Annotated in this window: 23 protein-coding genes and 1 pseudogene; 9 read left to right on the plus strand and 15 right to left on the minus strand. The window is 63.3% G+C overall.

Annotation, left to right across the window (positions count from 1 at the left end; all coding sequences use genetic code 11):
• Positions 1 to 11: 11 nt before the first annotated feature.
• The 7 genes from FJ959_RS00140 to FJ959_RS00170 form a co-directional block, all read right to left on the minus strand.
• Positions 12 to 380 carry a hypothetical protein gene (locus FJ959_RS00140; protein ID WP_140500628.1) on the minus strand — a complete coding sequence of 123 codons (369 nt, stop codon included), beginning with the start codon at positions 378 to 380 and terminating at the stop codon, positions 12 to 14.
• A 114-nt stretch (positions 381 to 494) separates the two neighbouring features.
• Complete coding sequence (locus tag FJ959_RS00145; RefSeq protein WP_140627884.1) at positions 495 to 1925, minus strand: pyruvate dehydrogenase complex dihydrolipoamide acetyltransferase; 1431 nt, start codon at positions 1923 to 1925, stop codon at positions 495 to 497.
• A gap of 3 nt (positions 1926 to 1928) precedes the next feature.
• Positions 1929 to 2927 (minus strand): alpha-ketoacid dehydrogenase subunit beta, encoded by a 999-nt coding sequence (locus FJ959_RS00150; RefSeq protein ID WP_140627887.1) that lies wholly within the window; start codon positions 2925 to 2927, stop codon positions 1929 to 1931.
• Positions 2927 to 3955 carry a thiamine pyrophosphate-dependent dehydrogenase E1 component subunit alpha gene (locus FJ959_RS00155; protein ID WP_140500625.1) on the minus strand — a complete coding sequence of 343 codons (1029 nt, stop codon included), beginning with the start codon at positions 3953 to 3955 and terminating at the stop codon, positions 2927 to 2929. The genes FJ959_RS00150 and FJ959_RS00155 overlap by 1 nt, the downstream gene beginning before the upstream one ends.
• A 2-nt stretch (positions 3956 to 3957) precedes the next feature.
• The gene (locus FJ959_RS00160) at positions 3958 to 5286 is read right to left on the minus strand and encodes an NAD(P)H-dependent oxidoreductase (RefSeq protein WP_140627889.1); all 1329 of its coding nucleotides are present in this window, start codon (positions 5284 to 5286) and stop codon (positions 3958 to 3960) included.
• Between the two features lie 247 nt (positions 5287 to 5533).
• Positions 5534 to 5710 carry a hypothetical protein gene (locus FJ959_RS00165; protein ID WP_246674866.1) on the minus strand — a complete coding sequence of 59 codons (177 nt, stop codon included), beginning with the start codon at positions 5708 to 5710 and terminating at the stop codon, positions 5534 to 5536.
• Positions 5711 to 5826: 116 nt separating this feature from the next.
• Positions 5827 to 6615: a 3-hydroxybutyrate dehydrogenase gene (locus tag FJ959_RS00170; RefSeq protein ID WP_140517914.1), complete on the minus strand. Its 789-nt coding sequence runs from the start codon at positions 6613 to 6615 to the stop codon at positions 5827 to 5829.
• Between the two features lie 88 nt (positions 6616 to 6703).
• Here FJ959_RS00170 and FJ959_RS32025 point away from each other — a divergent pair.
• Positions 6704 to 6828 (plus strand): annotated as a pseudogene (locus FJ959_RS32025) (acetoacetate decarboxylase family protein); the annotation flags it as partial.
• Between the two features lie 56 nt (positions 6829 to 6884).
• Here the strand turns inward: FJ959_RS32025 and FJ959_RS00180 are convergent.
• Positions 6885 to 7454 (minus strand): TetR/AcrR family transcriptional regulator, encoded by a 570-nt coding sequence (locus tag FJ959_RS00180; RefSeq protein ID WP_140517913.1) that lies wholly within the window; start codon positions 7452 to 7454, stop codon positions 6885 to 6887.
• Between the two features lie 145 nt (positions 7455 to 7599).
• Here FJ959_RS00180 and FJ959_RS00185 point away from each other — a divergent pair, with 145 nt between their 5' ends.
• Together FJ959_RS00185 and FJ959_RS00190 are read left to right on the plus strand one after the other, a co-directional pair.
• Positions 7600 to 8913: an efflux RND transporter periplasmic adaptor subunit gene (locus FJ959_RS00185; protein WP_140525491.1), complete on the plus strand. Its 1314-nt coding sequence runs from the start codon at positions 7600 to 7602 to the stop codon at positions 8911 to 8913.
• Positions 8910 to 11993, plus strand: a complete 3084-nt coding sequence (locus FJ959_RS00190) for an efflux RND transporter permease subunit (protein WP_140627892.1) — start codon at positions 8910 to 8912, stop codon at positions 11991 to 11993. The genes FJ959_RS00185 and FJ959_RS00190 overlap by 4 nt, the downstream gene beginning before the upstream one ends.
• A gap of 155 nt (positions 11994 to 12148) precedes the next feature.
• Here FJ959_RS00190 and FJ959_RS00195 read toward each other — a convergent pair whose 3' ends face one another.
• Positions 12149 to 12613 carry a L,D-transpeptidase gene (locus FJ959_RS00195; RefSeq protein WP_140525489.1) on the minus strand — a complete coding sequence of 155 codons (465 nt, stop codon included), beginning with the start codon at positions 12611 to 12613 and terminating at the stop codon, positions 12149 to 12151.
• A 213-nt stretch (positions 12614 to 12826) separates the two neighbouring features.
• Entirely contained in the window at positions 12827 to 13048 is a 222-nt protein-coding gene (locus FJ959_RS31495; protein WP_181167427.1) for a hypothetical protein, read from the minus strand.
• 326 nt (positions 13049 to 13374) lie between these two features.
• Between FJ959_RS31495 and FJ959_RS00205 the strand changes: the two genes are divergently transcribed.
• Positions 13375 to 13542: a hypothetical protein gene (locus FJ959_RS00205; protein ID WP_140558462.1), complete on the plus strand. Its 168-nt coding sequence runs from the start codon at positions 13375 to 13377 to the stop codon at positions 13540 to 13542.
• Between the two features lie 81 nt (positions 13543 to 13623).
• Here FJ959_RS00205 and FJ959_RS00210 read toward each other — a convergent pair whose 3' ends face one another.
• The gene (locus tag FJ959_RS00210) at positions 13624 to 14325 is read right to left on the minus strand and encodes a response regulator transcription factor (RefSeq protein ID WP_140558460.1); all 702 of its coding nucleotides are present in this window, start codon (positions 14323 to 14325) and stop codon (positions 13624 to 13626) included.
• 45 nt (positions 14326 to 14370) lie between these two features.
• On the opposite strand from FJ959_RS00210, the gene FJ959_RS00215 reads away from it, so the two are divergent.
• Positions 14371 to 15144: a response regulator transcription factor gene (locus tag FJ959_RS00215; RefSeq protein ID WP_181167426.1), complete on the plus strand. Its 774-nt coding sequence runs from the start codon at positions 14371 to 14373 to the stop codon at positions 15142 to 15144.
• 160 nt (positions 15145 to 15304) lie between these two features.
• On the plus strand, positions 15305 to 17392 hold the full coding sequence (locus FJ959_RS00220; protein WP_181170962.1) for a sensor histidine kinase: 2088 nt from the start codon (positions 15305 to 15307) through the stop codon (positions 17390 to 17392).
• A 130-nt stretch (positions 17393 to 17522) separates the two neighbouring features.
• Here the strand turns inward: FJ959_RS00220 and FJ959_RS00225 are convergent, their stop codons facing one another.
• On the minus strand, positions 17523 to 17933 hold the full coding sequence (locus tag FJ959_RS00225) for a hypothetical protein (protein ID WP_140558459.1): 411 nt from the start codon (positions 17931 to 17933) through the stop codon (positions 17523 to 17525).
• A 29-nt stretch (positions 17934 to 17962) separates the two neighbouring features.
• Positions 17963 to 18310 carry a hypothetical protein gene (locus tag FJ959_RS00230; RefSeq protein ID WP_140627895.1) on the minus strand — a complete coding sequence of 116 codons (348 nt, stop codon included), beginning with the start codon at positions 18308 to 18310 and terminating at the stop codon, positions 17963 to 17965.
• Positions 18311 to 18372: 62 nt separating this feature from the next.
• Between FJ959_RS00230 and FJ959_RS00235 the strand changes: the two genes are divergently transcribed.
• Positions 18373 to 19575, plus strand: a complete 1203-nt coding sequence (locus tag FJ959_RS00235; protein WP_140558455.1) for an aromatic ring-hydroxylating dioxygenase subunit alpha — start codon at positions 18373 to 18375, stop codon at positions 19573 to 19575.
• A gap of 74 nt (positions 19576 to 19649) precedes the next feature.
• Here the strand turns inward: FJ959_RS00235 and FJ959_RS00240 are convergent, their stop codons facing one another.
• Positions 19650 to 21068: an aminotransferase gene (locus FJ959_RS00240; RefSeq protein WP_140627898.1), complete on the minus strand. Its 1419-nt coding sequence runs from the start codon at positions 21066 to 21068 to the stop codon at positions 19650 to 19652.
• A 26-nt stretch (positions 21069 to 21094) separates the two neighbouring features.
• Positions 21095 to 21340: a hypothetical protein gene (locus FJ959_RS00245; protein ID WP_140567487.1), complete on the minus strand. Its 246-nt coding sequence runs from the start codon at positions 21338 to 21340 to the stop codon at positions 21095 to 21097.
• Between the two features lie 63 nt (positions 21341 to 21403).
• On the opposite strand from FJ959_RS00245, the gene FJ959_RS00250 reads away from it, so the two are divergent.
• Together FJ959_RS00250 and FJ959_RS00255 are read left to right on the plus strand one after the other, a co-directional pair.
• Positions 21404 to 22321: an ABC transporter permease gene (locus FJ959_RS00250; RefSeq protein WP_140517906.1), complete on the plus strand. Its 918-nt coding sequence runs from the start codon at positions 21404 to 21406 to the stop codon at positions 22319 to 22321.
• A complete protein-coding gene (locus tag FJ959_RS00255; protein WP_140525484.1) occupies positions 22318 to 23142 on the plus strand; it encodes an ABC transporter permease in 825 nt (274 codons plus the stop codon). Before FJ959_RS00250 ends, FJ959_RS00255 begins: the two co-directional genes overlap by 4 nt.
• The last annotated feature ends 3 nt before the right edge of the window (positions 23143 to 23145 follow it).

Raw genomic sequence — 23145 nt, forward strand, 5'->3', positions numbered from 1 at the left:
TCCAGTGCCGCTTAGATCAGGCCGCGTTCGCGCAAGAAATCCTCGACGCCGACATGGGTCATGGATTCGAATTCGGCGATCGCCTCGGCCACCCGCCTGCGCTGGGCCGCCAGCAGCGTGAACACCTGCTTCATCTCGCCGGAAACGCCGAAGCGGCCCCAGCGCTCCGCGATATGCGCAGGCAAGCCGATGTCGGCGCAGAACGCATCCAGGCTCTCATAGCCGAGACTGGCGACGAGTTGCTTGGTTTCGTCCGCCGACATGCGCGGCTCGAAAGCGTGATCGTGCAGGCGCTGCGCCACCAGCTTGATGTCGGACGGAGACGCGCCCATCACCTTGCCGAACAGGGTCTTGACGTCGGATGGATCGAATGCGGGCATGCGGACCTCCCTTCATCACAGTCCACCTGAAACATGGGCGAAGGGTTCGCGCCTGACAAGTCGATTCTGTGGTGAGCCGGCGCATCATTCGACGCCGGCTCACGTCAACGTGACCTACACCAGCATGCCCATCGGGTTCTCGATCAGCTTCTTGAAGGCGACCAGCAGTTCGGCACCGAGCGCTCCGTCCACGGCGCGATGGTCGGTCGACAGCGTTACCGACATCACCGTGGCGATTCTGATCTCGCCGTTCTTGACCACCGCCCGCTCCTCGCCGGCGCCCACCGCCAGGATCGTCGCATGCGGCGGGTTGATGACGGCGGCGAAATCCTTGATGCCGAACATGCCAAGGTTCGACACCGCCGTGGTGCCGCCTTGATACTCTTCCGGCTTCAGCTTGCGACTGCGCGCGCGGCTGGCCAGGTCCTTCATCTCGTTGGAGATCACCGACAGCGTCTTTTCATCCGCCTTGCGAATGATCGGCGTGATCAGGCCGCCGGGGATCGAGACGGCAACGCCGACATCGGCATGCCTGTGCTTGACCATGGCGCTTTCGGTCCACGAGGCATTGGCATCCGGCACCGCCTTCAAGGCCATGGCCATCGCCTTGATCACCATGTCGTTGACCGAGAGCTTGTAGGCGGGCGCCTCGCCCTTGTCGGTCTTCTTGACCGGTGCGGCCGCATTGAGCTGCGTGCGCAGCGAAAGCAGCGCATCGAGCTCGCAGTCGAGCGTCAGGTAGAAATGCGGGATGGTGGTCTTGGCCTCGACCAGCCGGCGCGCGATGGTTTTGCGCATATTGTCGTGCGGCACCAGCTCGTAGGAACCTTCCTCGAACAGGCGCAGCACGTCCCCCTCCCCCTTGAAGAGAGGGTGGCCGGCCGCAGGCCGGTCGGCTGGGGTCGCTTCGACGGGGCTCGGCGCAAAAGCGGTGCCTTCTGAGGCGACCCCCTCCGTCCGCTTCGCGGACACCTCCCCCTCGAGGGGGGAGGAGAGTACCGCATCGATATCCGCCTTCACGACGCGGCCATGTGGGCCTGTGCCGGATATGCCGGAGAGATTCAGTCCTGCTTCACGAGCCAATCGACGCGCCAAGGGTGTAGCGCGGGTTTTCCCCTCCCCCTCGAGGGGAGGGTGGCCGGCCAAAGGCCGGTCGGGTGGGGTCGGTTCGACCGGGCTCAGCGCCAGAGTGGTGCTCAAGGACTTGGCGGTGCCTTCTGAGGCAACCCCCTCTGTCGACTTCGTCGACATCTCCCCCTCAAGGGGGGAGATTGGCGCCTTGTCCTGCTTGGCCCCGTAGCTTTCATCATCGGCATAGATCCACGCAACCGGCGCGCCGACGGGGATATCGACACCTTCCTTGCCGGAGACATCGCGCAGGATGCCGCTGGCCGGCGCGTCGATTTCCATCGCCGCCTTGTCGGTCTCGATCTCGAACAGCACGTCGCCCTTCTTGACCCGGGCGCCTTCCTCGGCGAACCAGCGCGAGATCTGTCCGGTCGCCATGTCCATGTCGACCTTGGGAAGAATGACTTCGGTCGGCATGTCTCAGCGAACCCCTCTCACGAGGTCGCGGGCGGCGGTGATGATGCCGGGAACCTGCGGCACCGTCGCCTTCTCCAGCTCCGGATTGTACGGGATCGGCGTCTCCGCGCCGCCCAGCCGCACGATCGGCGCGTCGAGATAGTCGAACGCCTCGCTCTCGGCGATCATGGCGCTGACCTCGGCGCCGATGCCCAGCGTCTTGACCGCTTCGTAGACGCACATCAGCCGCGACGTCTTCTTGACGCTGTCGATGACGGTCTGCTTGTCCATCGGCCGGATCGTCCTGAGGTCGACGACTTCGACGTCGATGCCTTCCGCTTCCAGCGCGGCCGCGGCGTCGAGCGCCTTCTGCACCATGATCGAGGTGGCGACGATGGTGAGATCGCGCCCTTCGCGGCGGATATTGGCCTTGCCGATCGGCACCGTGTAGTAGCCTTCCGGAACCGGGCCCTTCATCTTGTAGAGCAGCTTGTGCTCGAAGATCATCACCGGATCGGGATCGGCGACGGCAGCCAAAAGCATGCCCTTGGCATCGTGCGGCGTCGCCGGCTGGATGACCTTTAGGCCCGGCACATGGCCGAGCCAGGCCTCGAGGCTCTGGCTGTGCTGCGCGGCGGCACCGGTGCCGGAACCGGCGGGAAAGCGCATCACCACGGGAACGGAAACCTCACCGCCCAGCATGAAGCGCATCTTGGCCGCCTGGTTGACGATCTGCTCCATGGCGAGCGTGGCAAAGTCGGAGAACTGGAACTCGAAGATCGGCCGCATCCCGGTGAGGGCCGCACCCACCGCGACACCCGCGCCGCCCAGTTCCGAGATCGGCGTATCCATCACCCGGTCCGCGCCGTAGCGCTCGACCAGATCGCCGGTCACCTGGAAGGCGCCGCCATAGACGCCGATGTCCTCGCCCATCAGGAAGACGCGTTCGTCCATCTCCATGGCGATCGCCATGGCTTCCTGGATCGCCTGGGCGTAGCTCAGTTCACGCACCATCGCGTCCATCACGCCTGCTCCGTATACACGTAATTTCCGGTCTCGCTGACATCAGGCGACGGGCTCGCCTTGGCGAACTCGATGCCGTCGGCGATTTCCTTGGCCACCGCTTCGCGGATCGCCTCGATGCCCTTATCGTCAATGAACCCGAAGTCGCGCAGTTCGCTTTCGAACAGGGTGATCGGATCGCGGTTCGACATCCAGTCCTCGATCTCCTCCTTGGTGCGATAGCGGTTGCGGTCGCTCTTGGAATGGCCGCGATGGCGGTAGGTCTTGGACTCGATCAGCGTCGGCCCCTCGCCCGCGCGTGCGCGCTCGACGGCCTTGTAGGACGCCTCGGCGACCTCCGAAAAAATGTTGCCGTTGACGATGACGCCGGGCATCGAATAGGCGGCGGCGCGCTCGGCGATGTTCTTGACCGCGGTCGAGCGGGCCGTCGACGTCGACATGCCGTAGCCATTGTTCTCGCACACGAAAATCACCGGCAGCTTCCAGATCGCCGCCATGTTCAGCGCCTCGTGGAAAGCGCCCTCATTGTTGGCGCCGTCGCCGAAGAAGGAGACCACGACCTTGCCGGTCTTCATCATCTTGGAGGAGAGCGCCGCCCCGACGGCGATCGGAATGCCGCCGCCGACGATACCATTGGCGCCCAGATTGCCCTTGGCCACGTCGGCGATGTGCATCGAGCCGCCGCGTCCCTTGCAGTAGCCGGTGGTCTTGCCGAAGAACTCGGCGAACATGCGCTTGACCTCGGCGCCCTTGGCGATGCAGTGGCCGTGGCCGCGATGCGTCGAGGTGATCTGGTCATCCTCGCCGAGCGGCATGCAGATGCCCATGGCGCTGGCTTCCTGCCCGATCGACAGATGCATGGTGCCGTGGATGAGGCCGCGCGTGTAGCTCTCCTCCGCGCCCTCTTCGAAGCGGCGGATGAGGTACATCTTGTAGAGCACCTGTCTGAGCTGCTCGGCGCTGTACTGGCGATAGACGAAGGGCAGGTTGGCGCGGCTGTCCGCGACGGCTTTGCTGGCTGCGGCCATGATCACACCTCCACGGTTCCGTAGACGAGCTTGTCCTGGCGCGCGCGCAGTTCGGCGATCTTGGAGCCGGGAGCCGGGGCGGCATTGGCGTAGGTGATGAGCTCGCCCTTCTTGATCGGCGCCGTCACCGAACCGCCTTGCAGCAGACCGCAGGGAATGGCCCTGGCGGCATGTGCTTCCGGCGCCGTCATGATCCAGGCGCGGTAGCAATATTCGCCGATCGCATCGAGCTTCTCGCCCGGCTTCATGTCCTTCTTGGCCACGGCTGCGACTTCGGCCACCGGCTTTGCCAGCGGCACCATGTCGGCCTTGCCGTAGAGCACGACGCGGGCGCAGGTCAGGGGCACTTCGAGCGAGGTCAAATGGTAGGGCCGATGGAAGGTGAAGTACGGGCCCTTGCCCATCTTCAAATCTTCCATGCGCTCCGAAATGCGCGGATGCGACATGTCGGCGACGACGAACACGCCGGGCGCGACACCCTTGCCGATCGAATAGTCGACGACGCCGACCTTCGACAGCACGCCGCCGTCCTTCTGCGGCACCAGCACCTTGGACAATTCGCCGAGCGTCGCCGCCGGACCATGCATGCCGGCCTTGTCGGGCACCAGCCCGGTGGCGTTGGCGATCGCCGCCATCTCGACCATGGTCTTGGAGCCGTCGACGAACTCGACCAGCATACGCACATTCATGTGCCGGCGCTTGGCTTCCTCTTCATAGTCGGGCGGCGTGGCGTCGATGTTGAGCGGATTGTTCTTGCCCTTGCCGGCGGCGACGATCGGATGGCCCATGGCCGAGACGAATTCGATAAGCTCCATGCAGGAAGACGGCTCGTCGCCGGCGCCCAGCGAATAAGTGACGCCGAGCCGGTCGGCCTCGCTCTTGAGATAGGCGCCGATGGTGACGTCGGCCTCGACATTCATCATCACCAGGTGCTTGCCGTGCTCCATGGCGCGCAAGCCGATCTCGGCGCCGACGGCGGGAACGCCGGTGGCGTCGATGACGACATCGATCAGGTCATTGTTGATGACCAGGCTGGCGTCGTTGGTGACCGCCACCTTGCCGGTCTCCATGGCGGCCGTCATCGCCGAGGCGTTCCACACTTCGCGCGCATGCCCGGTTTCCTGGAAGGCGATATCCACGGCCTTACTGGCGGCGGGCAGGTTCAGCTCGGAAATGGCGCCGATCTCAATACCGGACATATGGGCGACGCGGGTGACGATGTCGGTTCCCATCTCGCCCGAACCGATCAAGCCGATGCGGATTGGCTTGCCCGACTTGGCCCGCACCTCGAGATCACGGGCAAGGCCCGTCAACGAAACATTGGAAGCCATACCGCTCATTCCTCCCGTAATGCTGCTATTCAATCACCTGACGGGTATTGAACATCTGTATTTCTGTCAAGACTAATGTCCAGATTTGATGCGCTTTTGCAGCACTTCCCAGCATCACGAGCAAGATGGGAAAGCCGGCAAATCCGACAACCAAACGGCTCGCGACGGTTCGACGCATTCGGGCCCGGAAAAACTTCAACCGTGAGCGCGCTTGATGGCGAGAGAAGGGGCGTCCCCTGCTTAAGTGCTAGCCAACCGGAAAATCGTGGAAATGGATGATGGTGCTGACCGGAATGCCGCGCCATTTGCCGGCGATCAGCCGGTGGACACGTCCGGCGAAGATGTGACGGACACTGCCATGGCGTTGGAATAGCTCTTGAAGGGCATTGGCGTCGGTTAGCGTGACCTCGTCGAGCACCGGCATGTGGATGCCGAACGGCGGGTGGTGCATAAACAGGAGGACCGACCGGTCCTGTGCCTCTTGCAACCGCTTGCCGGCGCCTGCGGCATCAGCCGGGAACAGAACCCCTCGCCTGGGCTCTATTGTGCCGTCCAGCCGCCGTCCATCGGCAAGGTCGTGCCGGTGATCTGCCTGGCTGAATCCGAGCACAGGAACAGCGCCAGGGCGGCAAGGTCCTGGACGGCGACGAATTCCTTTGTCGGCTGTGCGGCCAGAAGCACATCGCGCTTGACCTGTTCCTCGGTCATGCCGCGCGCCTTCATCGTGTCGGGGATCTGCTTCTCGACCAGCGGCGTCCAGACATAGCCGGGCGCGATCGCGTTGACGGTGATGCCGTCCTGCGCGACTTCCAGCGCCACCGTCTTGGTCAGGCCTGATATGCCGTGCTTGGCCGAGACATAGGCGGATTTGAACGGCGAGGCGACGAGCGCATGAGCGGAAGCCGTGTTGATGATGCGGCCCCATTTGCGGCTCTTCATGCCAGGCAGCGCCGCTTTTATCGCGTAGAAGGCCGACACGAGGTTGATGCGGATGATCGCTTCCCATTTGTCGTCCGGGAATTCCTCGATCGGCGCGACATGCTGGATGCCGGCGTTGTTGACCAGGATGTCGAGGCTGCCGAACGCCTCTTCCGCCTCATGCACCATGGCGCTGACCGCCGCGCCGTCCATCATGTTGGAATCGGAGTAGCGGCATTTGACGCCGAAATCCTTCTCGATGCCGGCGCGCTCCTGCTCGATCGCCGTGGCCTCGCCCAGGCCGTTGATGGTGAGATTGGCGCCTTCGGCGGCGAAGGCGCGGGCGATGGCCAGGCCGATGCCGCTGGTCGAGCCGGTGACGAGCGCATTCTTCGAAGACAGGGAACCCATGGGTGATCTCGATATGGTGGGAGGGAACACGAAAGATAGGGCGCGGTCTTGTGCGCCGCAACATGACGATGCCACAGCCATATATCCGCGCATGCCCGACTCGACCGGCTTCGGCGACTACACCGAGACCGGTCACGTCATTCCGGTGCGCTACAAGGCCAGCATGGCGACTATGTCCACTCGATGTACCTCGACGACGCGCCGATCACCGGCGCGAGCGCGGTTTTTCCTCCGGAATTGCCTGGAAACCGAACCGCCCTGATGGTCCGTCAGGGTCGCTTGGCCCGGGCAGGGCCAACATCGGGCGACCCGGCGATTTCCAGCAGCGACGACACCAGCAATTGCCGCTCGTCTGGGGAAAGCACGTCCGCGTCGAACAGGTTCATGCTGCGCAGGCCCTCGATGGCGAGATAGCAGACCAGCAGCGACTTGAGATCCGGCGTCTCGCTCTTCAGTCGTTGGAAGAGTTGTCGCTTGAACGTCTTTATCGGCGACATGAAGTCCGGATCCTCGGCGATCGCCGAAAATATCCACGACGCCGATGGCTGCTTGTCCTCGCAATCCTTGGCCGAAAGCCTGATGTAGACGGCGAGCGGATTTGCGCCATTGTCGTTGCTGCTGGCGGTCTCTAGCGCCTGCTCGAATTCGCGCAGATAGCCTTCGACCAGGCCCTGCATCAATTTGGCCTTGGTCGGGAAATTGTAGAGCAGTCCGCCCTTTGATACGCCGGCGCGGCTGGCGACGGCATCCAGGGACAGGCTACCGGGACCGGATTCCCGTGCGACGTCCGCCGCCGCAGCGAGAATCCTCTCGCGCGAGTTCGTTCGTTGGGCTTTCATGGCGCCTCCCATCGCAAGCTTAGGCCCAATTGACAAGACCGTCCAGACGGTACAGTAAGACCGCGGTCATTTGAAATCGGGGCCCGCAGTCGATATGTGTCCCGATATCCGCGCTTCGCGCCGGATTTCGACTGAGGGGACTTCCTTGTTCAAGCGCATACTCCGTTTCGTTATCATCATTCTTGTGTTGGCCGTGCTCGTCATCGTGGTCGGCGGCATCGTCGGGTTCAATTTCCTGCGTGACAACGGCATCAAGCAATATTTCGCCACGATGAAGCCGCCAGCGGCAACCGTGTCGACAACCATCGTCAAGCCGTCGAACTGGACGCCGGGCATCGAGGCGATCGGCACGGTCCGCGCCGTGCGCGGTGTCGACCTGACGGTTGAGACCGCCGGCATCGTCAAGGAGATCCCCTTCCATGCCAACGAGAAAGTGGCGGCCAATGCGGTGCTGCTGCAGCTCGACGACGCCGTAGAGCGTGCCGATCTCGCGGCACAGAAGGCGCAGGCGGCGCTCGATCAGACATCGCTGACCCGTGCACTCGAACTGACCAAGCGCGGTGTCGGCTCGGACTCGACCTTGGACACCGCACGTGCGGCCGCGTCCGCCTCGGCATCCCAGGTCAACAGGCTTCAGGCAGTGCTCGACCAGAAGCAGCTGACGGCGCCCTTTGCTGGAACCGTCGGCATCCCCAAGATCGATCTAGGCCAATATCTGGCGCCCGGCACCGCCGTGGTGACGCTGCAGGATCTCGACACGATGCGGGTCGACTTCACGGTTCCCGAACAGCAACTGCCGCTGCTCAAGATCGGGCAGACGGTTCGGCTGGGCCTCAGCGGCGGCGACATGCCTTTTGCTGGGACCATTCGCGGTATCGATCCCAAGATCGACCCGTCCAGCCGGCTGGTGAACATCCGGGCGGAAGTCGCCAATCCCGAAGGCAAGCTGACCCCCGGCCAGTTCGTGCAAGTGCGTGTCGAACTGCCCGAGGAGCAGAATGTGCTGGCGCTGCCGCAGACGGCGCTGACCACCAGCCTCTATGGCGACTACATATTCGTGGTGCACCCGGCAAAGCCCGCCGAGGCGCAGCCGACCAAGCCGGAGACAAACCCCGCCGCGGCGGCGACCGACAAGCCGGCGGACGCCAAGCCCGCGGCCGATGCCAAACCGGCCGAAGCCGCGAAGCCTGCCGCCGATGCGGCAAAACCAGCGGACAAGGCCGCCGCCGATCAGGCCAAGCCGGCCGCGGGGGGCGAGCAGCCTGCCCTGGTCCTGTCGCAGGTATTCGTCAAGCCCGGCCGCCGCAACGAGGGCATGGTCGAGATCGTCGAAGGCCTCAAGGCGGGCGATGAGGTTGTCACGGCAGGTCAGAATCGCCTCTTCAACGGCATGTCCGTCAACGTCGACAACACCATCGACCCAACCAAATCGGCGAACAAGCAGGCCGACCAGCAATGAGCGTTTCCGATCTCTTCATTCGCCGGCCCGTCCTCTCCACGGTCCTTGCATGCATGATCCTGCTCCTGGGTTTCCAGGGCATATTCAGCCTGTCGATCCGCCAGTATCCGAAGGTTGACGAAACCGCGATCACCATCACGACGGCCTATCCGGGCGCCAGCGCCGACCTGATCCAGGGCTTCATTTCCGCTCCGATCGCGCGCGCCGTCGCCTCGACCGAGAACATCGATTACGTCACGTCGTCGAGCCGACCGTCCTCCAGCACCGTGACTGTGCAGATGAAGCTCGGCTCCAACCCGGACGTCGCGCTGACCGAAGTGCTGTCCAAGGTCCAGGGCGTGCGCGGCACCTTGCCGGACGCCTCCAAGGATCCCGTCATCGTCAAGGGCACGGGCCAGCAATTCGCGATGATGTACATCTCGATGCAGAACCCGAACATGACCAAGGAGCAGCTGACCGAGTATATCGAACGCGTCATCAGGCCCCGCATGTCGACGGTCGAAGGCGTCGCCGACGTGCAGATCTTCGGTGCCCAGGAATACTCGATGCGGGTCTGGATCGATCCGGTCAGGCTCGCCGCGCGCGGTGTGACCGCATCGGAAGTGCTGACGGCGATCAACAACTCCAACTTCCTGTCGGCGCCCGGCAACACCGAGAACGAATATGTCGTCTCCTCGATCACCGTGCGCTCGACGCTCCAGACGCCGGAAGCCTTCGCCGAACTGCCGCTGCGCTCGACCGACGGCAATGTGGTGCGGCTGCGCGATGTCGCCCGCGTCGAACTGGGCGCCGAGAATACCGACACCAGGGTTTCCTTCAACGGCAAGCCAGGCACCTTCCTCGCCATCTTCCCGACCCCGGCTGCCAATCCCCTGACCACGGCGGCGGCGCTCACCAAGCTGGTGCCTCAAATCCAGGAGACGTTGCCGAAAGGCATGACGATCGAGATCGTCTACGACGCGACCGGGCAGATCAGCGCCTCGATCGACGAAGTGTTCAAGACCATCGGCGAGGCCGTTGCCATCGTCGTCGTCGTCATCCTTTTGTTCCTTGGCTCTTTCCGTTCGGTGATGATGCCCATCGTCACCATCCCGCTGTCGCTGATCGGCGTCTGCTTCCTGTTGTTCGCGGTGGGCTATTCGATCAATCTTCTGTCGCTGCTCGCCATGGTTCTGGCGATCGGCCTCGTCGTCGACGACGCAATCGTGGTGGTGGAGAATATCCACCGCCACATGGAAGAGGACCACATGTCGCCGATGCAGGCGGCCTTCAACGGCATGCGCGAGATCGCCACCGCCATCGTCGCCATGACCATGACGCTGGCCGCGGTGTTCGCACCATTGGCCTTCACCGGCGGCCTGACCGGCGCGCTGTTCCGCGAATTCGCCGTCACGCTCGCCGGCTCGGTGGTGCTGTCGGGCGTGATCGCCATCACCATCACGCCAATGATGTCGGCGCGCCTGCTGAAGTCCGGCTCGCCAGGCCGTTTCCAGCGCATTGTCGACGGCACTTTCGCGCGGGTCGAGCACGTCTATGAGCGGGCCGTCACCGGGTCGCTCAACTATCGCCCGCTGACGCTGATCATCGTGCTGGCGCTTGTCGGGGTGACCGGCTTCATGTTCACCAAGACCTCAACCGAACTGGCGCCGGAAGAAGACCAGGGCTTCCTGCTCTCGCTTGTAACGGCGCCGCGTTATGCGACATCCGATTACACCGAGACTTACGTCAACCAGATGCTCGGTCTGGTGAAGGATATTCCCGAAACGCGGGCGCAGTTCTCGGCCGTCGCGTTCGGCGGCACGACGAACAGTGCGTTCGTCGGTTTCGCCTTCAAGGACTGGGCGGAGCGCAAGCGCAACTCGAAGGAGCTGCAGGCCGACATCACAGCCCGTCTCGCCAAGGTGGCGGGCGTCCAGGCCTTCGTCTTTGCGCCACCGACGCTGCCGGGCTCCGGCGGCGGCCTGCCCATCGCCCTGGTGGTGCGATCGACCGGCGACTCCTCGGAAGTGTACGACGTGGCCGAGAAGATCAAGAACAAGGCACAGGCCTCCGGCCGCTTCATCGTCGTGCAGAATTCGATGGCCTATGACGCGCCGCAGGTGACGGTGACCATCGATCGCGACCGCGCCGCGGCGCTGAACCTGCCGATCGCCGATATCGGCCGGACGCTGACGCTGCTGGTCGGCGGCGCCGAAGTGGCGCAGTTCGACCGCGACTCCAACAGCTACGACATCATCCCGCAGGTGCCGAAAGAATTCCGCGACAATCCCGAAAAACTCGGCGAGTACTTCGTGCGCAGCGTAACGGGCGAGATGGTGCCGCTGTCGGCGGTGGTGAAGATCTCGACCAATGCGTCGCCGGCCGCGATCGAGCAGTTCAACCAGCTGAATTCGTCGACGATCTCGGCGCTGCCGCTGCCCGGCGTCACCACGGGCGATGGATTGAAAGTCCTCGAGGACATAGCCAGGGAGAGCCTGCCCGACACCTTCTTCATCGACTATTCGGGCCAGTCCAGGCAGGAGAAGGAACAGGGCAACACGATCCTGATCGCCTTCGGGGCGGCCGTCATCGTCATCTATCTGGTGCTGGCGGCGCAGTTCGAAAGCTTCCGTGATCCGCTGATCATCATGATGGCGGTGCCGCTGTCGATCTTCGGCGCCATCGTGCCGCTCAATCTGGGCCTCGGCACACTCAACATCTACACGCAGGTCGGACTGATCACGCTGATCGGCCTGATCACCAAGCACGGCATCCTGCTGGTCGAGTTCGCCAACCAGCAGCGCGAGATCCACGGTATGCGGCGACGCGACGCCATCATCGCTTCGGCCAAGGTGCGGCTGCGGCCTATCCTGATGACGACGGCGGCGATGGCGCTTGGCGTGGTGCCGCTGATCACGTCCAGCGGCGCCGGCGCCGCGGCCCGCTATTCGATGGGCCTGGTCATTTTCACCGGCATCCTGGTAGGCACCATGTTCACGCTCTTCGTCGTGCCCATGTTCTATACCTTCATTGCCAGCAAGGACTTGCCCCAGCTGGCCGAGAAGCCGGATCCCAAATTGATGCCGGCATTGCCGAGCTGATGGAAACGGCATTGCCGAACTAACAAAAACTAACAAAGAAAAGAGGCCGAAACGTCCCGGCCTCTTTCTTTGGCTGTGCTCGATTTACCGCGGGAAAATGTTCCGGCGGGAGCCCTGAACGGATATGGCTGCTGTGCCGATCCGTTGCCAGCCAGCTACTTGACGATGACGATGCTGGTGTTGGCCGGCCCGAAGGTTTCGACGAGCTGGTAGAAATCGGCGGCATTGTCGGGATGCAGCCGCACGCAACCATGCGAGGCCGGCCGGCCAAGCCGCTTGATGGCATAGGTGGCGTGCACCGCATAGCCGCCGCTGAAGAACACCGAATGCGGCATCGGCGCGTTGTCGTACTTCTTCGAATACCACATTTCATGCATGCGCGTCGGCTTAAACGAGCCGGTCGGCGTCACATGCGCCCTGTCGCCGGTGGAAACCTTCCAGGCGAAGGCCGGGCGGCCGTCGACCGAGACTTCCATGACCTGTTGCGAAAGCGAGACGCGCGCCACGATCTTGTTGGCGGCATGCGCGGTACCCGTGCCGGCGCCGAACAGAAGCGCCGCAGCCGTCAGGGCAGCGGCGGCGGTGATGTTGATGAGCTTGGCGGAAATAGCAGTATGCATGATGTCCCTCTCTCTGCCGGGCTGGCCGGCCCCAAATTCGATGAGCGGCTTATCCCTGCATCATGTTTCGGAAAGATTTCGTGAAATGCTCGTTTGTGTTTCGAATATGTTTCCTCTGGTTAATGGGCCAAAGTTCCCATATGGCGAACATCGACGCTGTCACCCTGGACAGGAGTAGGCACATAGGTATCCAGCCCGAAACGAAAGTTCGGATTAGCCAAAATTGAAAGGTTGGAGCCCTATTTCGAAACAGAATCTGCAACAAAGCGCATTTTCGGCGGCATGAAGCGGATACAGGCCGTCGGCAAAGTTGACGTAACGAAAGCAGACGGCAACGACCACGGGAACGAAAACGAACATGCGGTCCTGGTTTCTCGGGATCAGCATCGCAGCAGCAGCCATTAGCGTCGCCGGCACGGTTGCCGACGGTTCCATGGCCAGCCTCGCGGCGATGAGTTCGAGTGAGATCTCAACCCTCTATACCGTCCTGTTTTGTGCCACGGTCTGGATTGTTCCAGCCTGCGCATCGTCCGGCTCAAGGCCCACTGGCGGGTTGGCCTTCGGCTGCTGGCATTGCGCGGCCCCTCCGGCAACTTGCTGCTGAGAGGACCGAAGGCCCGCGCCGTGACGGGGGGCTCCGTAGACGGCGCGGGCACTTCGGGAGTTCCTGAAGTATGCCGAGGCGTCACGCGCCCACCCAAGACGGGCGTTGGTCTTCGGAAAACAAGCTGCCGCAACATGATTTACTGGGGATTGACGCAATGAAAACGAAACTTGCAGCTTCGGTGCTTTCGGCACTGCTCTACGCACAGGGCCTGCTCGGCTTTGCCGGGCTCGCCACCGTGCTCTTGAAAGAGCGCGCGCATGCAGGCGAGTTCGCGGCAGGCAGCGACATGCCGCCGGGGCCATCGCTACTGGTGGTGCGCTGAGCGCAGGGCAATCGGGCCCGAGGTGAAAACCGGTTTGGAAATCCGATGCTCAACCAGAGGAATTGCGTGAGCGCCCGGCCGTCAATCGGCGAATTGCGCCGGCGGATCGAAACGGTAGCCGGCGCCGCGTATGGTGATGATGGCTTCCGTATCGAGCTTGCGGCGCAGCCGCACGATGCGCGAATCGATCGAGCGGTCGAAAGCGTCGACATTCTCGGCCGGCGCCGCCGCGATTATGTCGTCGCGCGTCAGCACCTTGCGGGGACTGGCCAGGAACAGCCGAAGCAGCGCCACCTGGCCGGGCGAAAGCTGCTCCTCCGTGCCCGAGCGGTGCATGACGATGGCCGACCTCAAATCGACGGTCGCGTTCTCCAACACGATCAGTTCCTGGGCGGCCCTGCCCCGCCGCGTCAGCAGGCCGCCGACGCGGGCGGCGAGTTCCCTGACATTGAGCGGACTTTCGATGACGTCGGCCGCACCGAGCTCGAGCGCCAGCACCTTGTCGACGAGGTCGCACGGCCGGCAGATCAGGATGAAATCCGGTCCGCCTTCACCGCCCCCGCCTTGGCTGCCATAACGCCTGAGCAGATCACGTCCCTCCGCCTGGCTGAGGCTGTCACCGACGACGACGACGTCGACGCCCTTTCCCGCCAGCATAGATTCCGCTTCCCAGGGCTGGCGCGCCTGACGCACGTCGTGGCCTCGCCGCTCAAGGTGATCGGCGAGTTCGGTCGCCACCACTTCGGCGACGCAGATAAGCCCGATAACGGCGCGTGCAGCCATGTTTTCCAACCATTTCCTGGCAACCCGATATGAGTGCTGGACATCATGTTTATACCCAATCTACTTTCCACCGAAAGTGGGAGCGAGCGCATCGTGCGGGCAAGAATTTTAATTGTCGAGGATGAGCCCGATCTAAGAGAGGCGGTCGCCGAATATCTCGGCGCCGCCGGCTATGACGTGGCGACCGCCGAAACCGCGGCCGCCGCGCGCAGCCTGGTCGAAACGCAATCATTCCACCTCGCCATCCTCGACATCGCCATGCCGGGTGAGGATGGGCTATCGCTCGGCCGCTGGTTGCGCTCGAGACTGCCGATCGGCATCATCTATGCCACCGCCGCCGGCACCGCGCTTGATCGCATCGTCGGACTTGAGCTCGGCGCCGACGACTACATCGTCAAACCCTACGAGCTGCGCGAGGTGCTGGCCAGGGTCCGCAGCGTGCTGCGCCGGGTTCCGCAGCACGCGCCGATGCACGGCCAAAAGGCGAGCGATCCCCGCCGCTCCGTCGCTTTCGGCTCCTTCCAGGCTGATCTCGACGGCAGGCTGGTCACCGGCGCCAACGGCGCGGTGATCGACATGGCCAAGAGCGAGTTCGACGTGCTGGAGGTTTTCCTGACCCGCGCCAACCGGCTGCTGACACGTGCTGCCATTTCCGAAGCGATCGGCCTCACCGAAGATCCGGAATCCTCGCGCGCGGTCGACATTCGCATCATGCGCCTGCGCAAGAAGATAGAAACGGATCCGGCCAGCCCGAAATTCCTGCGCACGGTGCGCGGCGAAGGCTATATCTTCTCGCTGCCGGCCGGCGACGGCCACTAAGTGGGCGCGGGGGATTGCTCCCGCGCCTGTGCTGGTCTGTGGACGGATCCGTCGCAATACTTGTCGCCCAAAAACGCTCCTGGATTTGGGACAAGGCATAAAAACAAGGATTTGAAACGCGGCGCATGAAATCCGCTTGGCACCGCAACAATGGCTGAAAATGACCGCTGAAGCAGCAGGCACGGACATGCAAGACGGCCGGCAAGGCGCGGCGATGGCGGCCGTGCGCGTGGTGCGGCGGCTGCGCGAGGCCGGCGACTGGCAGCGCGAGATGGAAGCCATACTGGAAACGCTTTGCCGCGCAATGGACTGCCAGCGCGGCATCCTGTTCCGCCTGCGCGAACTGCCCGGCCAGGGATTTGCCCAGTCGGTGGCCGCCTACTGGATCGATCCCGTGGTCGGTGGCGAGCTGGCCTCGCCGACGGTGATCGTGCAGTCGATCATCAACGCCGATCCGCTGCTGGAACGGCTGCAGGAGGATGAACGGCAGGGCAAGATTTTCGCCGGCCATACGCGCGACCTCGAGGGCTTCCTGAGAGCCGACTTCGAGAAACAGAGCATTAAGTCGTTCCTGTCGGTGTCCGTATTCGCGCATGGCCACCTGTGGGGGACGCTGGCGGTCAATGACTGTATCGAGGAGCGCGAATGGACCGATGAGGAAGAAGCGACGCTGCATATCATCGCGCTGGCCATCGGCGACGCGATCGAACGCTCGCCCTCCGACGCCCACGCCAGCGAGGTCATCCGCCGCACCATGCTGCAAGCCTCGCTCGATGCCATCCTCGTCATCGACGAGACCGGCTCGATCGTCGAATTCAATCCGGCCGCCGAGAAGATGTTCGGCTTCCTGCGCAGCGATATCCTCGGCAAGGACCTGCTCGACACCATCGTGCCGATCTATTACCGTAAGGGCTATGCGTCGGGGGCCGAATACATGTCCGGCCGCGGCGCGCCAATGGTCGGACAGCGGCTCGAGACGGTGACCCAGAACGCCGCCGGCGAGATTTTCCCCATCGAACTGACGGCGACCGAGATGCGGGTCGCCGACCGCCGCCTGATCTTCGGCTCCATCCGCGACCTGCGCGACAAGCTGCGCGCCGAGGAGGAGATCAACCGCCAGCGCGAGAAGCTGCACCAGAACGAGAAGATGGCGGCGATGGGTTCGCTGCTTGCGGGTGTCTCGCATGAACTCAACAACCCGCTGGCCGTGGTTGTCGCCCAGTCGACGCTGCTGCACGAATTCGCCTCCGATCCGCAGACCAAGGTTCGCGCCGAGAAAGTTCGCGCCGCCGCCGAGCGCTGCGGCCGTATCGTCAAGAGCTTCCTGTCGATGGTCCGGCTGCATCCGACCGAGCGGGCCGAGACGGACCTTAACCAGGTGATCCGCGCGGCGCTCGAGGTGACCGCCTACGGCGCACGCTCGAGCGGGATCATCATCGACACCGATTTCGCGCCTGGCCCGTTGCTGGCCATGGCCGACGCCGATCACGTCACCCAGGTGGCCGCCAATTTCCTCATCAACAGCCAGCATGCGCTGGCAGGCATAGGCGGCGACCGGCTGATCAAGGTGCGGACCTTCCGCAGCGAGCGCGGCGATCCTGGTTTCTCGGTCGAGGACAATGGGCCTGGCGTACCGGAAGCGATCCGGTCCCGCATCTTCGAATCCTATTTCACCACCAAGCCGGTCGGCGTCGGAACCGGCATCGGCCTGTCGATCTCGAAATCGATCATCGAGCGGCACAATGGCAATGTCTGGTTCGAGGAAGTGCTGCCAAGTGGCGCCCGTTTCGTCGTCCAGCTGCCGGCCATTGTAGCCGGCGTCGCCATCGCCGGCGAGAGCCAGCCGCGATCGAGCGGGCTGCGCCACGCCTTGATCATCGATGACGAGCCCGACGTCGCCGGTTCGCTCTCCGACATACTCGAACTGATGGGCATCAAGTCACGGATCGCGCCCCTCTGGGACACGGCCACAGCCATATTGGCTGGCCACATGCCGCCCGACATCGTCTTTTCGGACCTGCGCATGCCTGGAACAAGCGGCATGACCATCTATCGAGAGTTGCTTGCCGAAAGACCGGAACTGGCGCGGCGTTTCGTGCTGGTCACTGGCGACCTGATCGGCGCCAAGGCCGAAATCGAGGCGCTGCCGCTACTGCAGCGTCCGCAGATCCTGGAGAAACCGTTCAGCACGCTGGATGTGCGCAGCGTCCTGTCCGCCATTGCCGACCAGGTGGTTTCGAAGGGATAGACCGCACCAACCGGTAAAAAAAGCCCCCGGCCGACATGCGGCGGGAGCCGAAGGGAGCGCTGGACGCGCTCGGGGAGCGCCGCGGCACGTTCCAAAGCGGAGCCGCTTCGGAACCATGTTTCAGTCGAACTCAGAAAATATTCGGCGTATTGGTCAGCGGCGCGGCATTGGCGATCATCCGGACCGCACGGGCTTTGTGGGCTCCGGACTGCTCGGCTATGGCCCGCAGGCAGTCGACGCTCTCGGCGCCCCAGGCCTGACCCTTGCAGGCAAAATCGACCATCGGCATCGGCAGGCGTGCGGTTCTGGTGGTGGTCATTGCGCCGCCGACGACGTTGGCCGGTGGATTGAGCGAAGCAAAGGCCGGGCCGACCGTCGGCGCGAACGCCATGCCGGCGAAGGCGCAAGCAGCCAGCGCCATGAACATCGCCATGGGGTGGTCGCTGGCGCGCTGGCGCAACGCCAGCTTCGGGCGGCGGCCAACGCGCTCCGGAGCCTGGGACCGGCGGTCATTGCTGGCAATCTGAACTTTCGCATGCATCATCATCCCCTTCGTTGACTTTCTTTTTTTTATAAAACGAACTTAGTCGCGCTCTGTATCAGCGGAAAGCTGGCGTGAATCTGATATTGTAACCGCCTTGAAACGGCACCCGCGGCAGACCCCACCAACTGGGCATCACGCGCCCGCTTGCCGATCTCGGCTCGGCGGATCGGCAAGCGGGCAAGACGCGCGGCGACGCCTTTTGCCTCGGCTTCCGCCGTGGCAGGATTTGCTTCGAAACCCTGCCGGAACCAAGCTTTGAAACCCGGGCTAACGCCCGGATTCTCCGGGGTTTTCGGGGCCAGCCGTCGCATCGGATTGGATTGAAATCGGCGCGCCAATTTTCTTTCGAAAATATGCTTGTCTCCACAAGCCATTGCATTTCAATGAAAAATATGATTATATTGAACGGATATTCAATAAAAAGAAGAGACGTTTTATGAACCCGCATCTCCGTGACGTGGCCATTCCCAACGATTGGGACCGGCGGGGACTGCCTGGCTGGAGCTACCATTCCGATGCCCTCCTCGAACTCGAGAAGGAGCACGTTTTCCGCAACCATTGGCAAATCGCCGGACATGTCAGCGACATCCCTGACGCAGGCGACTACCTGGCCATGGACGTCGTCGGCGAACGCGCTCTGATCGTGCGCGGCAAGGACGGCGTCGTGCGCGGTTTCAACAATATGTGCCGCCATCGCGGCAGCCGTGTCGTCGCCGACAGCCAGGGCAACTGCAAGAACGCGCTTGTGTGCCCATTCCACGGCTGGGTCTACAATCTCGATGGCACGTTGCGCGGCGCTGCCCGCCCGCGTTCCTTTCCCGATCTCGACAAGACCGAGTTCGGCCTGATGCCGCTCGATCTGGAGGTCTGGATGGGCTTTATCTTCATTCGCTTCCGCGCTGGCGGCCCGCAGCCCTCCGTCGCCGAGCTGATGAAGCCGATCGAGCCCGAATTCTCGCACTACAAGGCCGCCGACATGGTGCCTTCCTGGGGCATCTGGACCCAGAAAACTCCGGTCAACTGGAAGTCGGTGCGCGACGTCGACAATGAGGGCTATCACGTCGCCATGGCGCACCCGGCTCTGCAGGACCTCTATGGCGCGACCTATTTCGACGAACCCTTCGTCAACGGCGTGTCGCGCTCCTTCGCCAGCTACAACCCGCATGCCGGCCGTCGCTGGAGCGTAAGGAACTACGTCAAGATCGCGCCGGAGCCGGCGCATCTGCCGGACTATCTGAAGAAGGCCTGGGTCTATTATGGCATCTTCCCCAATGCCGTCCTCTCGGTGATGCCGGAATCGGTGCAGTTCTATCAGGAGTTCCCGCTGTCGACGGGTGAGACCCTGCTGCGCGGCGCCATTTACCGCTATCGCGACGAAAGCCGCGAGCAGGCTGCGGCCCGCTATCTCTCCTTCCGCATCGACCGCGACACCATGTCGGAGGATGTCCAGCTTTCGGTGTGGTCGAACGAATCCATGCTGTCGGAAGCCTTCGAGGGTTTTTACCTCTCCGACCTAGAATACGGAGTGCGCACCCACCACGACCATCTGCGCAGGCAGATCCCCGTGCTTGGGCTCGAAACGGCGCCGGAGGAGAACGACATGTGGAACTTGAACGACGCGCTGCGGTCGCGTGGATAGGCGACGCCGATAATTGGCGAAACCATCGGTGAGAGCGCTCCTCTCCCCGTCCTATGCGGGGCGAAGAAAGAACGTCATCCCCGCCACACCCCTTCTTTCCTGAGATCATCCATCGTGCGCGAAATGCCCTCGCGCAAAATGCCGACCATGTCGTCGATCTGCTCGCGCGTGATGACCAGCGGCGGCGACATCACGCACATGTTGATCAGCGGCCGCACCAGCAGGCCGAGCTCGTGGCAATGCGCGTCGATGCGTTTGCCGACATCCTTGTCGAGCTGCAGCGGGTCCTTGCTTTCGCGGTCGGCGACACATTCGACGCAGCCCATCAATCCCAGCCCGCGCACCTCGCCGACCAACGGCAATTCTTCCAGCGTCTTCATCTGCGCCTGGAAGTAGGGCGCGACCGCTTGCGTGTGGGCAAGTACGCCCTGCTCCAGAAGGTCGAGATTCCTGAGCGCCACTGCGCAGCCGACCGGATGGGAGGTGTAGGTCAGGCCATGGCCGAACATCGCGTCGGGATGGTTCGACCGGCGCAGTTCCTCCAGCAGCCGTTCCGATATGATGACGCCGCCGAGCGGGAAATAGCCTGACGTCACACCCTTGGCGAAGGTGATCATGTCGGGATCGATGCCGAACACATCGCCGGAGGCGAAGACATGGCCCAGCCGTCCAAAGCCCGTCACCACCTCGTCGGAGACATAGAGGATGTCGTTGTCGCGGCAGATCTCGCGGATGCGCTTGAGGTAGCCGTCCGGCGGCACGATAACGCCGCCGGAGGCCTGCACCGGCTCGCCGACGAAAGCGCCGATCCGGTCAGCACCGACTCGCGCGACGGTGTCGCGGAACTGACCGACGAGGAAGTCGGTGAAATCAGCCATGCTCATGCCCTGCGGACGACGGAACGGATCGGGCGAGGACAGCTTGATCACCAGCTCGTCGGCGCCGTCCATCCAGTCGCGGTCACGCGGGCGGCCATTGAGCGAGGCCGACAGATAGGTCGAGCCGTGATAGGCGCCGCCGCGCGACAGGATCAGCTTCTTCTCCGGCCGGCCCCGCACATTGTTGTAGAACTGCATGAAGCGCAGCGCCGTCTCCACCGCCGAGGAGCCGCCTGTGGTGTAGAAGACGTGGCTGAGATCGCCAGGCGCATGACCTGCTATGCGACCGGCAAGTTCCGCCGACGGCGCGTTCATCGTGTACCACGGCGTGTTGTAGGACAGTGCCATCGCCTGGTCGTACATCACCCTGGCGAGCTCCTCGCGCCGATGGCCGACATTGACGCACCACATGCCGGCCGGCCCGTCGATCAACCGCTTGCCGGTGCCGTCGGTGATGTAGATGCCGTCGCCTTCGCCGATCAGCGCGCGCGCTTCCGCGCCGACCGAACCGGCATACGGCCAAGGCTGGACGAGATGGCGCCTGGCCAACTCGACGGCATCGGCAGCTCCGGCTCCGGCCATTTCGCTCGCCTTCAGGTCCCTCGCAGCCGCCATTGTCGTCTCCACATCACTTGTCGAATTCAGGATTTCGAAATTTGGCCGGCAATGCCGGAAATTTCCGGCATACTCCCCACAATTTTGAATGTCCGTTCAATCAATATCTCAGAAATAGCGCTTGATTTCAATCCGCGGATGCGGGCATGATGAAAGAAAGCCGGCAAGCTCGGAGCGCGATCAGCAAAACTGGTCACCGGTTTTGCGTTCGATCGCGCTCCAAAACAAAATTGGGAACAAACAGCCGGCGCCAGTCCAACGGGATACCGCATGGCGGGACGCTCCAGGCCAGCAACCGAGATCACAGCCGGAGCCCTGCCCCCCGGAGTCTGGCAATGACGGCGGCGGTGGAAGGGTCGCCCCCGTTGCGCATGACGCGGGCCAGACGAAATGCCCTTCTGCAATCCGAACCCGTGCAGGGCTTTGCCCTGATCAGCCCAACCTTTCTCTACGCGCTCATCCTCCTGGTCCTGCCGATCCTGGTGGTCATCGCCCACTCCTTCTGGACGCAGAACTATCTGACCATCGACCGCACCTTCACGCTGGAAAACTACCGCGTCGCCCTGACCGAGCCGATCTATCGCGATCTGTTGTGGCGCTCGCTGTATATCTCGCTGACGGTCAGCTTCTTCACCGTCGTCCTGGCTTATCCGATCGCCTATTTCATTTCCTTCCACGGCGGCCGCCACAAGAGCCTGTGGCTGTTCCTCATCACCATCCCGTTCTGGACCAGCTATCTCCTGCGCGTGATGTCGTGGAAGGTCATTCTCGGCTATAACGGCGTCTTGAACTCCGGGCTGATCGGCCTCGGCATCATCAACGAGCCGTCGACGGCGCTGCTCTACAATTCGAGCGCCGTCATCATCACGCTGACCCACGCCTGGGCGGCCTTCGCCATCCTGCCGATCTTCGTCTCGCTGGAGAAGATCGACCGGACCCTGGTGGAGGCGGCTACGGATCTCGGCGATGGTCCCTTTCGTTCGTTCCTTCGCGTGACTTTGCCGCTGTCGGCGCCAGGCATCATCTCGGCGGCGCTGATCGTGATGATCCCGACGGTCGGCGACTATGTCACCCCCAAACTCGTCGGCGGCAAGGACGGCGTCATGATCGCCAACGCCATCCAGGCGCAGTTCGGCAAGGCCTCGAACTGGCCGCTGGGCGCCGCCCTTTCCGTCACCACCATGCTGGTCGTGACGTTGATGGCCGGCGCCACGGTGCTGGTCATCCGTGCCGCCCAGAGGCTTGCGCGATGAGCGCGGCGCGACGTCTGCTGCCGGGCGGCTGGCTGTCGGCCTACGCCTTCCTCTATGTCGGCTTCCTTTATCTGCCCGTGATCTTCCTGCCGATCTTTTCGATCAACACTGCGGCCACACCGAAATTCCCGCTGACCGGCTACACCCTCAAATGGTACGAGGACCTGCCCAACACGCCGGCGCTGCTCGACGCCACCTGGAACAGCCTGATCGTCGGCGTCTCGGCGTCCGTCCTTTCGACGGTTCTCGGCATCCTCGCTGCCCGCTCGATCACCCGCTACCGCTATCCCGGCCGGCGGGCCATCAACGGTCTGATCATGGCGCCGCTCGTGCTGCCGGAAGTCATCGTCGCCATCTCGATGCTGCTGGTGATGCTGCAGCTCGGCTTGAGCCTCTCTCTGTTTACCGTCGTGCTCGGCCATGTCCTGGTCTGCATCCCCTATTCGATGACGGTGCTGACCTCCGGCTTCGAGGGTTTCGATCGCAGCCTCGAGGAGGCCTCGGCCGACCTCGGCGAGAGCGCCTTCGGCACCTTCCGGCGGGTGACGCTGCCGATGGTGGCGCCGGCAATCATCTCCAGCCTGCTGGTCTGCTTCACCATTTCGCTGGACGAGTTCATCATCGCCTTCTTCCTGACCGGTACCGAGGCGACGCTGCCGATCTATATCTGGGGCCAGTTGCGCTTCGCGGCGAAACTGCCGGGCGTGCTCGCGCTCGGCACGCTGCTGCTGGTCGCCTCCTTCCTGCTGATGACCGTCGCCGAAATCCTGCGCCGCCGCGCCGCCAGACGCACCCAGAACGAGGGAGGGCTTTATGCCTGAGCA

The sequence above is a fragment of the Mesorhizobium sp. B2-2-4 genome, assembly GCF_006442375.1.
In the GTDB taxonomy this organism is placed as follows: domain Bacteria; phylum Pseudomonadota; class Alphaproteobacteria; order Rhizobiales; family Rhizobiaceae; genus Mesorhizobium.